Origin of the sequence: Pseudomonas nitroreducens, from assembly GCF_014204515.1 — a bacterium.
Taxonomy (GTDB): domain Bacteria; phylum Pseudomonadota; class Gammaproteobacteria; order Pseudomonadales; family Pseudomonadaceae; genus Pseudomonas; species Pseudomonas nitritireducens_A.
On the sequence record NZ_JACHLI010000002.1, the window covers coordinates 387481 to 401923 of the forward strand.

13 protein-coding genes and 1 pseudogene are annotated in these 14443 nt (G+C 66.6%); 10 read left to right on the plus strand and 4 right to left on the minus strand.

The genetic code is table 11. The features are described 5' to 3' along the window. Positions 1-49 precede the first annotated feature (49 nt). A complete protein-coding gene (locus tag HNP46_RS04585; protein ID WP_184586318.1) occupies positions 50-1246 on the plus strand; it encodes an HDOD domain-containing protein in 1197 nt (398 codons plus the stop codon). Positions 1247-1250: 4 nt separating this feature from the next. Here HNP46_RS04585 and HNP46_RS04590 read toward each other — a convergent pair whose 3' ends face one another. Both HNP46_RS04590 and argH read right to left on the minus strand, forming a co-directional pair. Further along, on the minus strand, positions 1251-1964 hold the full coding sequence (locus HNP46_RS04590) for a hypothetical protein (protein WP_184586319.1): 714 nt from the start codon (positions 1962-1964) through the stop codon (positions 1251-1253). 12 nt (positions 1965-1976) lie between these two features. Further along, positions 1977-3371 carry an argininosuccinate lyase gene (gene argH, locus HNP46_RS04595; RefSeq protein WP_184586320.1) on the minus strand — a complete coding sequence of 465 codons (1395 nt, stop codon included), beginning with the start codon at positions 3369-3371 and terminating at the stop codon, positions 1977-1979. Positions 3372-3604: 233 nt separating this feature from the next. Between argH and HNP46_RS04600 the strand changes: the two genes are divergently transcribed. The 6 genes from HNP46_RS04600 (at position 3605) to HNP46_RS04625 (ending at position 9602) form a co-directional block, all read left to right on the plus strand. Then, the gene (locus HNP46_RS04600; RefSeq protein ID WP_184586364.1) at positions 3605-4675 is read left to right on the plus strand and encodes a sensor histidine kinase; all 1071 of its coding nucleotides are present in this window, start codon (positions 3605-3607) and stop codon (positions 4673-4675) included. Positions 4676-4679: 4 nt separating this feature from the next. After that, the gene (gene algR / locus HNP46_RS04605) at positions 4680-5426 is read left to right on the plus strand and encodes an alginate biosynthesis regulator AlgR (protein WP_017521347.1); all 747 of its coding nucleotides are present in this window, start codon (positions 4680-4682) and stop codon (positions 5424-5426) included. 113 nt (positions 5427-5539) lie between these two features. Continuing rightward, positions 5540-6478 carry a hydroxymethylbilane synthase gene (gene hemC / locus HNP46_RS04610; RefSeq protein WP_184586321.1) on the plus strand — a complete coding sequence of 313 codons (939 nt, stop codon included), beginning with the start codon at positions 5540-5542 and terminating at the stop codon, positions 6476-6478. Continuing rightward, positions 6475-7233, plus strand: coding sequence for a uroporphyrinogen-III synthase (locus tag HNP46_RS04615; protein ID WP_184586322.1), 759 nt, complete (start codon positions 6475-6477; stop codon positions 7231-7233). The genes hemC and HNP46_RS04615 overlap by 4 nt, the downstream gene beginning before the upstream one ends. A gap of 27 nt (positions 7234-7260) precedes the next feature. Next, positions 7261-8373 carry a uroporphyrinogen-III C-methyltransferase gene (locus HNP46_RS04620; RefSeq protein WP_184586323.1) on the plus strand — a complete coding sequence of 371 codons (1113 nt, stop codon included), beginning with the start codon at positions 7261-7263 and terminating at the stop codon, positions 8371-8373. Further along, positions 8370-9602: a heme biosynthesis HemY N-terminal domain-containing protein gene (locus HNP46_RS04625; RefSeq protein ID WP_184586324.1), complete on the plus strand. Its 1233-nt coding sequence runs from the start codon at positions 8370-8372 to the stop codon at positions 9600-9602. Before HNP46_RS04620 ends, HNP46_RS04625 begins: the two co-directional genes overlap by 4 nt. Positions 9603-9649: 47 nt before the next feature. Here the strand turns inward: HNP46_RS04625 and HNP46_RS04630 are convergent, their stop codons facing one another. Then, positions 9650-10735, minus strand: a complete 1086-nt coding sequence (locus HNP46_RS04630; protein WP_184586325.1) for a PQQ-dependent sugar dehydrogenase — start codon at positions 10733-10735, stop codon at positions 9650-9652. A 116-nt stretch (positions 10736-10851) separates the two neighbouring features. Here HNP46_RS04630 and HNP46_RS04635 point away from each other — a divergent pair, with 116 nt between their 5' ends. The 3 genes and pseudogenes from HNP46_RS04635 to HNP46_RS04645 all read left to right on the plus strand — a co-directional run. After that, complete coding sequence (locus HNP46_RS04635; protein WP_184586326.1) at positions 10852-11337, plus strand: disulfide bond formation protein B; 486 nt, start codon at positions 10852-10854, stop codon at positions 11335-11337. A gap of 257 nt (positions 11338-11594) precedes the next feature. Continuing rightward, a complete protein-coding gene (rsd, locus tag HNP46_RS04640) occupies positions 11595-12062 on the plus strand; it encodes a sigma D regulator (RefSeq protein ID WP_138519790.1) in 468 nt (155 codons plus the stop codon). Between the two features lie 680 nt (positions 12063-12742). Further along, a pseudogene (locus HNP46_RS04645) lies at positions 12743-13747 on the plus strand (AlgP family protein); the annotation flags it as partial. 225 nt (positions 13748-13972) lie between these two features. On the opposite strand, the gene HNP46_RS04650 reads toward HNP46_RS04645, so the two are convergent. Then, positions 13973-14437: a TIGR02444 family protein gene (locus HNP46_RS04650; RefSeq protein WP_184586328.1), complete on the minus strand. Its 465-nt coding sequence runs from the start codon at positions 14435-14437 to the stop codon at positions 13973-13975. Positions 14438-14443: the final 6 nt, after the last annotated feature.

Sequence of the window (14443 nt, forward strand, 5' to 3'; positions counted from 1 at the left end):
TCGGTTGTTTCCGCACGCGACGGTGTCCGTCCCGAACGAGGTGTGATCCATGAGCGTTTCTCCCGGCGTGCTGGTCGCCGCCAGCGATCCCTGGAGCCGCGAGCTGCTCGGCCAACTGGTGCTGAGCGTGCGCTGCGACGCCAACGTCGAATTCTGCGAGGACGGTGACACGGCCATCGAGGCCTGCCGCCGGAATCCCTTCACCCTGATCCTGGCCGAACGCGAGCTTCCCGGCAGCGACGGCCTGGAGCTGTTGCGCCACGTGCGCATGCGCCGCCGCGGGTCGGTCGCCCAGGCGTTCATCCTGATCAGCTCCAAGGCTGACGCTGCCAGCGTGCGCGCCGCCCTGCCGCTGGCGCCCACGGCCTACCTGGTCAAACCCTTCAACGCCGAGAACCTGCGCGAACGCCTGCGCGCGCTGCTGCTGGCGCCGGGCGAAAACGTCGTCTGCGAACTGCCGACCCTGGAGCAGAGCCTGTCGCTGGAGCGCTTCCTGCCGACCGAACGCGACGCCACCGAGGGCGCCCCGCTGATGGGTGAGGTCGGCGCGGCGGTGAGCCGCTGCATGGAAGCCAGCGACATCAACCTGGAGATGCTCGAACAGGAGTTCGGCCATGATCCGCAGATCACTGCCTGCCTGATCTCCGCCGCCAACAGCGCTGCGCGGCACGTCGGCATGCCTTGCCAGACACTGATGCAGGCGCTGTCGCGCCTGGGTGTGGCGCAGGCGCTGAACCTGATGCTGGCGGTGGCGCTGCAGCGCGCTGCCACCCTCAATGATCCCTTGCTCAAGGAGCGCGCCGAGCGCTTCTGGGAGCTTTCCCGGCACACTGCCGACGGCGCCTTCGCCCTGGCCGAATCCCTCAGCGCTGACGCCGATCGCTGCTTCACCGCCGGCCTGCTGCATTGCCTGGGCGACCTGGCGTTGCTGCGCAGCCTGCAGGATTGGCACAGCGCGGGCGGCGCGCTGGACGAGGCGGAGGTGGACAAGGCGCTGAAGGACTACGGCGCCGGCTTTGGCTCGGCGTTGCGTACCCGTTGGCGCCTGCCGCTGGAGCTGCGCAACCTGATCGCTGCGGCCTACGCCATCGACAACGGCGTGTTCAGTCGCGAGGCACTGATCGTCAATCTGGCCGCCAGTGCGGCGCGTCTGCCGGAAGATCAGCTGCCCGGTCTCGCCGAACACAAGGCCGCGCGCATGCTGCGCCTGACGCCGGCACAGTTGGGTTTCCTCGGCCGGTCCTGACGGTTCAGGACGGATCGTAGTAGTACTTCCGCGCCCAGGCGTAAGGGCGCTGGCGTGCGCTGCACCAGTCGAGGAAAGTGCCTTCGGGTTGTGCCGAGTAGTGCTGCCAGTCGTCCAGCATGGCTGATAGCTGCGCGCCTTCCTCGACTTGCCGGGTAAACGGGCTGGTGTCGGGAGCTTCGCTGATCAGTCGGGTCGCGAGGTCAAGCGCTTCGCGCGCCTCAGCCGGTTCACCGATGAAGAAGCCTTCGTCCAGATGGTGCATGGCGTAGTCCGCTGCGCCCAGGGCGAAACCGATCAATCGGTGGCGCACCGCGACATCCTCCGGACAGGCCGCCAGGGCCCGGCGCAGGAGATCGCCATCGCTCTGCAGCAGGCCCAGCCAGCGCAGCGGCCCATGGGCCGTCGGTTCGCTGTCGATCCAGGCGCGCAGCGTGGGGAACAGGAAGTGCGCCAGCAGCGGCTGGGCGAGGAACTGATGGGCTTCGCGGGTCTGGGCGTGCAGTTCGACGATCTGCAGGGCCAGTTCGCGAGCGGGCAGGGTATCCGGAGCAGGGGCATTGCGCAGGAAATCATCGAGGTTGGCGAATGCCTCGCGGCGCAGGCCGCGGCTGCGGGCACGGGCGTAGTCCGCCAGCGCTTGCAGGCCGGGCCGGCTCGCCAGTTCATCGGCGAGCCGCTCCAGTCCTTCGAAGTTGTCCTGGTTCCAGTAGTGCATGCAGCGCTGCGCTCAGCGCGCAGCCAGCAGTTCCTTGCCGCGCGCCACGGCGGCGCGGACCTGGTTCGGCGCGGTGCCGCCGATGTGGTCGCGGGCATTCACCGAGCCTTCCAGGGTCAGCACGGCGAACACGTCGTCGTCGATCTGGTCGCTGAACTGGCGCAGCTCGGCCAGGCTCATCTCCGCGAGGTCCTTGCCGCTGTCCACGCCGTATTTCACGGCGTGGCCGACGATCTCGTGGCAGTCGCGGAACGGCAGGCCACGACGCACCAGGTAGTCGGCCAGATCGGTGGCAGTGGAGAAGCCGCGGCGCGCCGCTTCGCGCATGATCTCGCGCTTGGGCTTGATCGCCGGCACCATGTCGGCGAAGGCGCGCAGGCTGTCGCGCAGGGTGTCGGCGGCGTCGAACAGCGGTTCCTTGTCTTCCTGGTTGTCCTTGTTGTACGCCAGCGGCTGGCCCTTCATCAGGGTCAGCAGGCCGGCGAGGTGGCCGAACACGCGGCCGGACTTGCCACGCACCAGCTCGGGCACGTCGGGGTTCTTCTTCTGCGGCATGATCGAGGAGCCGGTGCAGAAGCGGTCGGGCAGGTCGATGAACTGGAACTGCGCGCTGGTCCACAGCACCAGCTCTTCGGAGAAGCGCGACAGGTGCATCATCGCCACGGCGGCGGCGGCGCAGAATTCGATGGCGAAGTCACGGTCGGATACGCCATCCAGCGAGTTGCCGGAGATCGCTTCGAATCCCAGCAGTTCGCAGGTGATGGTCCGGTCGATCGGGTAGGTGGTGCCGGCCAGCGCGGCGCTGCCCAGGGGCATGCGGTTGGCGCGCTTGCGGCAGTCGACCAGGCGCTCGTAGTCGCGGCTGAGCATTTCGAACCAGGCCAGCAGGTGGTGGCCGAAGGTCACCGGTTGTGCGGTCTGCAGGTGGGTGAACCCGGGCATGATGGTGTCCGCTTCGGCTTCGGCCAGGCCCAGCAGGCCCTGCTGCAGGCGGGTGATCTCGGCGAGGATCAGGTCGATCTCGTCGCGCAGCCACAGGCGGATGTCGGTGGCTACCTGGTCGTTGCGCGAACGGCCGGTGTGCAGCTTCTTGCCGGTGACGCCGATGCGGTCGGTGAGGCGCGCCTCGATGTTCATGTGCACGTCTTCCAGGTCGACGCGCCAGTCGAAGGTGCCGGCCTCGATCTCGCTCTGGATCTGCTTGAGGCCATCGATGATGGTGTCGCGCTCGCTATCGGTGAGCACGCCGACCTTGGCCAGCATGGTCGCGTGGGCCATGGAGCCCATGATGTCGTGGCGGTAGAGGCGCTTGTCGAAGTCGACGGAGGCGGTGAAGCGGGCGACAAAGGCGTCGACGGGTTCGCTGAAGCGGCCGCCCCAGGACTGGTTGGTCTTCTCTACGCTCATGGATCTCTCTTCCGGAAACGGGCAGGCGCGGCGCGCGGCCTGCATGAAGGGCAAAGTGCGACGATAATAGCAGGCTGAAGGACAAAACCGGCGGCGCTTTGGCGGGTGGCGGCAGGGGAGCGGCGGTGGATCGTCGCAGGGACCGCGGCCGTTCTTTGCGCTGCCCGACATTTCCAGGCTTTTGCTCGCATGCGGCGCTTGCCGCCGCGCGGGCGCTTGCGGAAACTGCGTCGATGCCCAGACTGACGAAGACCGGCGACCAGCCGGCGCCCAACGACGATTTCTTCATCCCCGAACTGTGCCAGCCCGAGGCGCTGTTCAGCCTGGTGCTGCTCGCCGAGCTGCTGGTGCTGGTGCTGGTGCTCGCCGAGCCGATGACGCCCAGCTTCAACTGGGTGCGCCTGGCGCTGTCCTCGCTGTTCGTGCAGTGGATCGTGCTGCTCTCGGCCGGCCTGCTGTGTCAGCTGCGCCCCTTCATGGCGCGCTGGCCGGCGTGGCTCTCCGGGCTGCTGAGCTGCGCGCTGGTGGTCCTGCTGACCCTCGCCTGCACCTGGGTGGCGGATTACTTCTCCCTCGGCGGGCCGATGTCGCGTACCGGCGAGGTCAACCTGTACCTGCGCCATGCGCTGATTGCGCTCATCATGTCTACGCTGTTGCTACGCTACTTTTATCTCCAGAGCCAATGGCGACGCCAGGAACAGGCTGAGCTGCGGGCGCGGATCGAGTCGCTGCAGGCACGCATCCGCCCGCATTTCCTGTTCAACAGCCTGAACAGCATCGCCAGCCTGATCGAGATCGATCCGGGCAAGGCCGAGCTGGCGGTGCTGAATCTTTCGGATCTTTTTCGCGCCAGCCTGGCCAAACCTGGAACATTAATTTCCTGGGGAGAGGAACTTGAGCTGGCCAGACGCTATCTTTCCATAGAGCAGTTCCGTCTTGGCGACCGGTTGCAGATGGACTGGCAGGTGAGCGACGTGCCCGATGGCGTGCCGATTCCCCAGCTGACGCTGCAGCCCTTGCTCGAGAACTCGTTGATTTATGGCATCCAGCCGCGCATCGAAGGCGGTCTGGTGAAAGTTGAGGCGGACTACCGTGACGGTGTGTTCCAGCTCCGTGTGAGCAACCCGTACGACGAATCGACCGAGACCCTGCCCACGAAGGGGACCCAGCAAGCCCTGCAAAATATTGCGGCGAGACTTGCGGCACTTTTCGGGCCAAAAGCTAGTCTCACCGTCGAGCGCCGTGACGGACGGCACTTCACCTGTCTACGCTATCCATGTGCGCGTCTCATGCAGGAAGCCTGAGCTTATGAATGTCCTGATCGTCGATGACGAACCACTGGCGCGAGAGCGCCTGGCCCGGCTGGTGGGGCAACTGGACGGCTATCGCGTCCTCGAGCCCTCCGCCAGCAACGGCGAAGAAGCGCTGACGCTGATCGACAGCCTGAAGCCGGATATCGTCCTGCTGGATATCCGCATGCCCGGCCTGGACGGGCTTCAGGTGGCCGCCAAGCTGTGCGAGCGCGAAGCCCCGCCAGCGGTGATCTTCTGCACCGCCCATGATGAATTCGCCCTGGAGGCGTTCCAGGTCAGCGCGGTCGGCTACCTGGTCAAACCGGTGCGCAGCGAAGACCTCGCCGACGCGCTGAAGAAAGCCTCGCGGCCCAACCGCGTGCAGCTCGCCGCGCTGACCAAGCCACCGGCAGCCGGTGGTCCCGGCCCGCGCAGCCACATCAGCGCGCGGACCCGCAAGGGCATCGAGCTGATCCCGCTGGAAGACGTGATCTTCTTCATCGCCGACCACAAGTACGTGACCCTGCGCCACGCCGGCGGCGAAGTGCTGCTGGACGAGCCGCTGAAGGCGCTGGAGGACGAGTTCGGTGATCGCTTCGTGCGCATCCACCGTAACGCGCTGGTTTCCCGCGAACGCATCGAGCGCCTGCAGCGCACCCCGCTGGGGCACTTCCAGCTGTACCTGAAAGGACTCAATGGCGATGCGCTGACCGTCAGCCGCCGCCATGTTGCCGGTGTGCGCCGGCTGATGCACAACCTGTAGCGACACAGTGCCGCAGCGCCAGGAGCCCGGGGGACCGCCCCCGGGCTTTTCATTTGCGTGAGCTGTTATCATGCGGGCACTTTCTTGCACGCTTCCTTTGCCTGGAAATGCCCATGTCCCGCGAAATCCGTATCGCCACGCGCCAGAGCGCCCTGGCACTCTGGCAGGCCGAATACGTCAAGGCCCGCCTGGAACAGGCCCATCCCGGCCTGACCGTGACCCTCCTGCCGATGACCAGCCGCGGCGACAAGCTGCTCGACGCGCCGCTGGCGAAGATCGGCGGCAAGGGCCTGTTCGTCAAGGAGCTGGAAACCGCCCTGCTGGACAACGAAGCGGACATCGCCGTGCACTCCATGAAGGACGTGCCGATGGACTTCCCCGAAGGCCTGGGCCTGTACTGCATCTGCGAGCGTGAAGACCCGCGCGACGCCTTCGTCTCCAACACCTACGCCAGCCTCGACGAGCTGCCTGCCGGCAGCGTGGTCGGCACCTCCAGCCTGCGCCGCCAGGCCCAGCTGCTGGCCAACCGGCCGGACCTGCAGATCCGCTTCCTGCGCGGCAACGTCAACACTCGCCTGGCCAGGCTCGATGCCGGCGAATACGACGCGATCATCCTCGCCGCCGCCGGCCTGATCCGCCTCGGCTTCGAAGAGCGCATCCGCTCCTCGATCAGCGTCGAAGCCAGCCTGCCGGCGGGTGGTCAGGGTGCGGTGGGCATCGAGTGCCGTAGCGCCGATGCGGAAATCCACGCGCTGCTGCAGCCGCTGCATCACCGCGAGACCGCCTTGCGCGTCAACGCCGAGCGCGCGCTGAACAAACGCCTGAATGGCGGCTGCCAGGTGCCCATCGCCTGCTATGCCATCCTCGAAGGCGAGCAGCTATGGCTGCGCGGCCTGGTCGGCCAGCCGGACGGTTCGCAACTGTTGCGCGCTGAAGCCCGCGCGCCCTTCGCCGAAGCCGAGAGCCTCGGCGTGAAGGTTGCCGAAGACCTGCTGGGCCAGGGCGCCAAGGACATCCTCGACGCGGTCTACGGCGAGGCCGGCCACCCGTGAGCCGCTGGCGGCTGCTGCTGACCCGCCCCGAAGAGGACTGCACGGCGCTCGCCGCGACCCTCGCCGAACACGGCATCCACGGCGACTGCCTGCCGTTGCTGGCGATCACACCCTGCGAAGAGACGCCCGCCGAGCGCAGCCTGATCCTTGACCTGGACCGCTACTGCGCGGTTATCGTGGTCAGCAAGCCCGCGGCGCGACTGGGCCTGGAGCGGGTCGACCGCTACTGGCCGCAAGCGCCGCTGACCCAGCGCTGGTTCACCGTCGGCGCCGCCACGGCGTCTATCCTCGAAGACTATGGTCTGGATGTCGTCTGCCCGCAGACCGGCGACGACAGCGAAGCGCTGCTGGCCCTGCCGGCGTTCGAGCAGGCCTTGCAGGTGCATGATCCGAAGGTATTGATCATGCGCGGCGAAAGTGGCCGAGAATTCCTCGCCGAGCGCCTGCGCGGCCAAGGCGTGGCAGTGGACTATCTGGAACTCTACCGGCGCGAATTGCCGAGTTATCCCCAGGGTGAATTGCTGCGGCGAATCCAGGGGGAGCGTTTGAACGCCATCGCGGTCAGTAGTGGGCAGGGTCTGGAGAACCTGCGGCAACTGGCGGCGGAGGATTGGCCACAGGTCAGCGCCATGCCGTTGTTCGTGCCCAGCCCGAGAGTGGCTGAGCAGGCGCGGGAGATGGGCGCGCAGCGGGTTATCGATTGTCGCGGCGCGAGCGCCACGGCACTAATGGAAGCGTTGAGAAGCGCCGACTAGAACAATTTCTGAGCGAAGGATGGATCTGTGAGCGAAGCCGTCACTCCCCAAGAGACTTCACCGACATCGTCCAGCCCGGCCGCCGCGCCGGCCGCGCGCAAGGGCGGCACGGGCATCGCCCTGCTGGCCCTGCTGGTGGGGGCCGCCGGCCTCGCCGCGGGTGGCTGGGGCCTCTGGCAGGTCCAGCAGCTCAAGGACGCCGAGCAACAGCGCGCTGCGCAGCTGGAAGAGGCCCGCGCCCAGGCGCAGGGAGTGCAGAGCGCCAACGCGCAGATGAGTCAGCGCCTGGACCAATTGCCCAACGCCGATGAACTCGAAGCCCGCCGCCGTCTGGTGGTGGAGCTGCAGGGCGATCAGCAGCAGCTGGCCAAGCAGGTCAAGCAGGTGCTCGGCCAGGGTCGCCAGCAGTGGCGCCTGGCCGAATCCGAACACCTGTTGCGACTGGCTGCCCTGCGCCTGTCCGCCCTGCAGGACATCGACAGTGCAACCGAGCTGGTGCAAGGCGCCGACGACATTCTGCGCCTGCAGAACGACCCGGGCGCCTTTGCCGCCCGCGCGCAACTGACCAAGAGCCTGGAGGCGCTGCGCACGCTGCCGCGCCCGGACCGCACCGGACTGTTCCTGCAGCTGGGCGCGCTGCGTGATCAGGCTGCCCAGCTGCAGCCGCTGAACCCCGCCTTCAAGCCCTCCGACGCGGGCGCCGGGTCGAATACCGCCTGGAGCGACGGCAACGATCGCTGGAGCGAGTGGTGGGATCGCGTCTCCCAGTATGTGCGCATCGATTTCAATGCCGGGCAGGATATCCGCCCGCTGCTCTCCGGCCAGCAGCTGGACCGTGTGCGCCTGGCCCTGAGCCTTGCCCTGGAGCAGGCCCAGTGGGCCGCGCTGAACGGCAAGCAGGACGTCTACCAGCAGGCGCTGAAGCAGGCCAAGCAGATCATCGCCGACTTCTTCAACGCCGACCTCGCCGACAGCCGCGCGCTGGTCGCCCGCCTGGATGAGCTGAGCGCCCAGGCCGTCAGCGTGCAGACGCCGGACCTGAGCCCGGCCCTGAGCTCGCTGCAGGCCTACCTGTCGCGCCGCGAAAGCGCGGCGCAGCAGCAGGAGGCGGTGGCGCCCGACGCGGGGACCCAGCCATGAGCCGCGTCTATGTGCTGATCCTCGCCGTGGTCCTGGCGGCCACCCTGGTCGGGCTGGCCATCGCCGAGCAGTCCGGCTACGTGCTGATCGCCTACAAGAGCTTCCGCTACGAATCCAGCCTGTGGACCTTCCTGGCGCTGCTGGTGGTGCTCTGGGTGATCTACCTGGTCGTGCGCCTGGTGCTGCGCCTGCTGGGCGTGTCCGGGCGGGTGGTGAACCCCTGGTCGCGCTTCAACCGCCGCCGTCGCTCGCAACTGGCCGAAGAACATGGCCAGCGCGACCTCGCCGAAGGCCATTGGGCGCAGGCGCTGCGTCATCTGCGCCGCGCCGCCGAGCTGAGCGATCGCCCGCTGCCGCACTACCTGGGCGCTGCCCGTGCAGCCAACGAGCTGGGCAAGACCGAAGAGTGCGATGAGCTGCTCGACCGCGCCCAGGCGCGTGAGCCGGGCGTCGAGCTGGCCGTGGGCCTGACCCGCGCCCAGCTGCTGATCAACCGTGGCGACTTCACCCGAGCCCGCGTGGTGCTGGACAAGCTGCACCAGGATCACCCGCGTCATCCGACCGTGCTGCGCCTGCTGCAGCAGCTCTACGTCAGTCTCCACGAATGGCAGGCGCTTTGCGTGCTGCTGCCTGAGCTGCGCAAGGAGCGTGTACTGCAGAACGCCGAGCTGGCCGACCTGGAGCGCCGCACCTGGATGGCCGCGCTGGGCGAGGCCGGCGAGCAGGGCGTCGGCCAGGGCGAAAGCAGCCTGCAGCCGCTGACCCAGCGCTGGCAGAACGTCCCCTCGAACCTTCGCGCGCAACCCCCGCTGGTGGCAGCCTACGCCGAACAGCTGCTGCGCCTGGGTGCACCGGAAGAGGCGGAGGAAGTGTTGCGCAAGGCGCTCAAGGAAGGCTACGACAGCCGCCTGGTGCACCTGTACGGCCGTGCCCGTGGCCGCGATGGTGCGCAGCAGTTGAAGACCGCCGAAGGCTGGCTGAAGCAGCATGGCGACGACCCCGAGTTGCTGCTGACCCTGGGTCGCCTGTGCCTGCAGAACAAGCTGTGGGGCAAGGCGCGCGAATACCTGGAGGCCAGCCTGGCTCGCCAGCGCAGCGCGGAAACCTGTGCCGAACTGGCGCGCCTGCTGGCGCAGCTGGGTGAGGTGGAGCGCAGCAACCAGCTGTTCCAGGAAGGCCTCGGCCTGCTGGCGCCGCCGGTTTCACTGCCAGTGGCCGTGCGCGCCTGATCCAGGCGTGAAGGTGAAAACGGCGCCCCTGGGCGCCGTTTTCGTTTTCAGGGTTTGCCGTAGTGGATGCGGTAGATCGCGCCGTTCTGGTCGTCGCTGACCAGCAATGCGCCATCCGGGGCCACCAGCACGTCCGCCGGACGTCCGTGGACATTGCCGTCCTTGTCCAGCCAGCCCTCGGCGAACACACTCTGGCGCTTGAGCGTGCCGTCCTGGTTGAGCTCCACCCGCGCCACGCGATAGCCAATCTTCTGCGTGCGGTTCCACGAGCCGTGCTCGGCGATGAACAGGTTGTTGCGGTACTCGGCCGGGAATTGCTCGCCGGTATAGAAACGCAGGCCCAGTGCAGCCACATGCGGGCCGAGTCTGGCCACGGGCGGGGTGAACGCGGAGCAGGGTGTCTTGCCTTCCTCCGGGTCGGCAATGTCGCCCTGGTGGCAATCGGGATAGCCGAAATCCTCACCCACCTTGCTGAGCTTGTTCAACTCGTCATCGGGCTTGTCGTCGCCAAGCAGGTCGCGGCCGTTGTCGGTGAACCACAGTTGCTTCGTCTGCGGATGCCAGGTGAAACCGACGGTATTGCGGATGCCGTGGGCGACCACTTCGCGCGCGCTGCCATCAGCGTTCATGCGCTGCAGGTTGGCGTATTGCTCGCGGTCCGGGCGGCAGATGTTGCACGGCGCGCCGACCGGTACATAGAGCTTGTCGTCCGGGCCGAAGGCGATGAACTTCCAGCCGTGGGCGGTCTCCTTGGGAAACTGCGCGGGCAGTTCCTCGGCCTTGGGCGGAGCGTCGAGGTGGGCTTCGATGTCGCGCAGCACGACGATGCGGCTGATCGAGGAGATGTACAGGTCACCCCGGTGGAAGGCGACGCCCACCGGCATCTGCAATCCGCCACCGAGGCTTCTGACCTTGCCGTCGGGGGATACCGCATAGACCTTGTCAGCCGACTTGCTCCCCACGAACAGCGTGCCCTGGTCGCCCCAGGCCATGGCGCGGGCGCCCGGCACCTGATCCGTGAGCAGGCTGATGTGGAATCCTTCTGGCAAGCGAATCTGGCTGAGATCGATGTCGGCCAGAGCCGGCGTCGCCGTCACTGAAATGAGCGAGCAAAGTAGGATACGACGACGCATGGCAGGAATTCCCGGATGAATGCCACGGCCAGTCTAGACACTCGCCTTGAACTGATCGCGGTGTTTCCACTACCGTAGCGGCCTTTCCTGCAACAGCGCTTTTCAGTGGAGCCGCCATGAACCTGGCCAGCCCTCGTTCCCTGTTCTTCCTTGCCTTCCTCGCCTGCGTCGCCATGCTCGGCACCGGCTTCTACCTGCAGTACGTGGTCGGGCTGGAGCCCTGCCCGTTGTGCATCCTGCAGCGGATCTTCTTTGCCGGCTGCGGCCTGTTCTCGTTGATCGCCACGCTGCATGGCCGCGCGCCGCGCGTGTACTCGCTGCTGATCCTGCTCAGCGCCCTGGGTGGCGCCGGCACCGCAGGCCGGCAGATCTGGCTGCAGACCCTGCCGCCGGACCAGCTGCCGTCCTGCCTGCCGCCGCTGGATTTCATGCTCCAGAGCATGCCCTACACGCAGATCCTCTACACCATGTTCCACGGTTCGGCCGACTGCGCCGAGATCACCTGGACCCTGCTCGGCATGAGCATCCCGGAGTGGAGCCTGCTGGCCTTCATTGCCTTCGCGCTGTTCGCCGTCGTGCAGTTCTTCCGCCGCCGCGGCTGAGCGTCGCATCGCATTCCGCCATGGTCTGCGCCGCAGCGGCGCAGGCCAGAGGCGTCGCGGTCTGTCGATCAAACGCCCGTATGAATTTTCCCGCCGTCGGTGTCTTGTAGGTGACAACGGGCGGGCATACTCTGGTTTTCCACTCCGTCGGAAAGCCGCCGCCGAACAAGCTTCACACATCGCGGATGTCGAGAGTCGACAGAATATTGTCCCGGGGCGGACCTGGCCGGGACGGCGAAAAGGGAAGTGAGGACAACATGCTCGAGAGCTGCCGTAATGCCCAGGAACGTTGGGGAGGCGTACACCAGCTGATCGATCGCTGGTTGCGGGATCGACATGAGTTGGTCCGGGCATTCGATTCCCTGGACGGTGTCCAGGCGCCGAAGACCAACGCCGAAAACCTCCAGAGCTTCTGCCAGCTCCTGCTCGACTACGTGTCGGCGGGACACTTCGAAGTCTACGAACAGCTGATGAACGAGGCCCAGGCCTTCGGCGACACCCGTGGTCTCGAACTGGCCAAGCAGATCTACCCGCGGCTGGAAACCATCACCGCCAATGCGCTCAACTTCAACGACCGTTGCGATAACGGCGATTGCCGCGAAGGCACCTGCCTGACCAGCGAACTGAAGTCCCTGCGCCAGCAACTGCACGAACGCTTCGAACTGGAAGATTGCCTGATCGAAGTGCTGCACAACGCCCACGAGCAGAAAGCCGTCACGGCCTGATCGTCGAGCGGTCCGACAACGGCGCGAGCGCTTTCAGCACTCGCGCCGTTTTCGTTTGTGTCTGATTCGTGCAGTTCATGCCAATCGCGGACGAAGTCCGCTCCTACCCCAAGGTTCAATCCCTCGCAAGAACGCCGCGTAGGAGCGGACTCTGTCCGCGATGTTTCGAGCCTCGCACTTCGAGCGCACCACGCTGAACAACTCGCGCCGTTCGGCAGCTTGCACCTGTGCTCTCGGCGTCTTTTTAACGCGATGAATCGCTGCTGAAATGGGCCGAAACGGTGACGGAGAATGCGTACTCGCGAGAGCAATTTTACGGTGGCGTGATCACGACTCTCGCGTCGTGCGAGCGCACCGCGAGAGCTCGCCTGTTCGCCTTCATCGGCGCTGCTGCCTGTTGCGCGAAAGGCTCTGCGACGGGCATTTCCGGCCTGCGCTGGAAATTTATTTTTCATCCCCAAACGCACGCGCCACGGGCGTTTGCGCGGCTTTGCCGATTCCCCCAACGGAACCAAGTGCGCGCGCCAGCGTCATTGAGTGAGCGAAACAACGCGCCTTCGCGAACTGCTGAATACCTCTGAAACTGGTGTCTGCTGCGGCCTGCAGCGCAATCGGGACATTGGCGAGAGGCCATCAGCGGGGCTAGTATGGGCGCAACCACGTCCGCCAGGAGGCACGTCATGTCGGCCAACAAGAAACCCGTTACCACTCCGCTGCACCTGCTGCACCAGTTGTCCAACAGTCTGATCGAACACCTCGAAGGTGCCTGCAAGCAGGCGCTCGTCGATTCCGAAAAGCTGCTCGCCAAGCTCGAGAAACAACGCGGCAAGGCGCAAGAGAAGCTGCATGGCGCGCGCACCAAGCTGCAGGACGCAACCAAGGCTGGCAAGGCGAAAGCCCAGGCCAAGGCCAAGTCCAGCATCAGTGAACTCGACGGTATCCTGGAGACCCTGAAGAATCGCCAGACCGAAACCCGCGCCTACATCGCCAACCTCAAGCGCGATGTGCAGGAGAGCCTCAAGCTCGCCCAGGGCGTGACCAAGGTGAAGGAAGCCGCTGGCAAATCCCTCGCTACCCGCAAGCCGGTTGCCGCTGCTGCCAAACCTGTGGCTAAAGCTGCCGCCAAGCCAGCTGCCAGAACTGCCGCCAAACCGGCTGCCAAGCCCGCCGCGAAAGCCGCCGCCAAGCCTGCTGCGAAGCCGGCCGCCAAGGTTGCCGCCGCGAAGCCTGTTGCTGCCAAGGCCGCTGCGAAACCGGCTGCCAGACCTGCTACGAAAGCTGCCGCTAAACCGGCCGCCAAGCCGGCTGCAAAAGCTGCCGCCAAACCGGCTGCCAAGCCCGCGGCGAAAGCTGCTGCGAAGCCGGCCGCCAAGACCGCTGCGGCTAAACCAGCAGCCAAACCCGCTGCCAAGCCTGCTGCCAAAGCTGCCGCTAAACCGGCCGCCAGGCCTGCTGCGAAAGCCGCCGCGAAACCGGCTGCGAAGCCCGCCGCCAAGCCCGCTGCCGCCGCTGCCAAACCGGCTGCCAAAGCTGCCGCTAAACCGGCTGCCAAGCCTGCCGCGAAAGCCGCCGCCAAGCCGGCTGCGAAACCGGCTGCCGCCAAGCCTGCCGCTGCTGCGAAACCGGCCGCGAAGCCTGCTGCCGCTGCGAAACCTGCTGCCAAGCCCGCCGCGAAACCGGCTGCCAAACCGGCGGCGAAAACCGCTGCCAAGCCTGCCGCGAAACCGGCCGCCAAGCCTGCTGTGAAGCCGGCTGCGCCCAAGCCTGCCGCAGCTGCCAAGCCTGCCCCTGCGGCTGCTCCGAGCGCTCCGGCTGCCCAGCCGAGCACTCCGGCCGCCACCCCGGCTGCCAGTGCTACTCCGGCACCGGCGACTCCGGCCAGCAGCAACTCCTCCAGCGCTTCCTAAGGCTCAGGAGAGGCTCGCCGCGATGCGCAGGGTTTCCCGCGCATCGCGGCGCAAGCCGCCCGCTTCAGCCGCCGCGGCCTCCAGCCAGCGCGCCAGATCTTCTGCTTCACCCCGTGGCCAGTCCTGCGCCACCGCCTCCAGTCTCCCCAGCAGCACCTTTTCCGCTGCCAGTTCCAGCTGCTTGACCTGCTCACGCAGCACCGCCAGCTGTGCATCCTGTTGCGCCGAATCGCGCCAGTGCTGACGCAGCGAACGCAGCGGCACTATCACTTCCTTGCGCCACTCCTTCGCAGTGCTTTCCAGCATGCTCGACCGAGCCGGCGAGAAGGCCACGCCGGCCCTTCCCAGCCACGCCGAAGCGAGCAGCACGCAGACGTCCGCACCGCCTTCCTGAAGAGACAGGCAAGCCGCCTCAATCCCAGGCCGGGCGTAGAGTTGCAGCGCATACGACCAGACATCATCAGACATAGAGCA

Excerpts from the sequence above, each read along its gene's own strand:
- argH (WP_184586320.1), bottom strand. The coding sequence starts at position 3,371 with ATGAGCGTAGAGAAGACCAACCAGTCCTGGGGCGGCCGCTTCAGCGAA.
- HNP46_RS04585 (WP_184586318.1), top strand. The coding sequence starts at position 50 with ATGAGCGTTTCTCCCGGCGTGCTGGTCGCCGCCAGCGATCCCTGGAGC.
- HNP46_RS04650 (WP_184586328.1), bottom strand. The coding sequence starts at position 14,437 with ATGTCTGATGATGTCTGGTCGTATGCGCTGCAACTCTACGCCCGGCCT.
- HNP46_RS04625 (WP_184586324.1), top strand. The coding sequence starts at position 8,370 with ATGAGCCGCGTCTATGTGCTGATCCTCGCCGTGGTCCTGGCGGCCACC.
- HNP46_RS04635 (WP_184586326.1), top strand. The coding sequence starts at position 10,852 with ATGAACCTGGCCAGCCCTCGTTCCCTGTTCTTCCTTGCCTTCCTCGCC.
- rsd (WP_138519790.1), top strand. The coding sequence starts at position 11,595 with ATGCTCGAGAGCTGCCGTAATGCCCAGGAACGTTGGGGAGGCGTACAC.
- HNP46_RS04590 (WP_184586319.1), bottom strand. The coding sequence starts at position 1,964 with ATGCACTACTGGAACCAGGACAACTTCGAAGGACTGGAGCGGCTCGCC.
- HNP46_RS04630 (WP_184586325.1), bottom strand. The coding sequence starts at position 10,735 with ATGCGTCGTCGTATCCTACTTTGCTCGCTCATTTCAGTGACGGCGACG.
- hemC (WP_184586321.1), top strand. The coding sequence starts at position 5,540 with ATGTCCCGCGAAATCCGTATCGCCACGCGCCAGAGCGCCCTGGCACTC.
- algR (WP_017521347.1), top strand. The coding sequence starts at position 4,680 with ATGAATGTCCTGATCGTCGATGACGAACCACTGGCGCGAGAGCGCCTG.
- HNP46_RS04600 (WP_184586364.1), top strand. The coding sequence starts at position 3,605 with ATGCCCAGACTGACGAAGACCGGCGACCAGCCGGCGCCCAACGACGAT.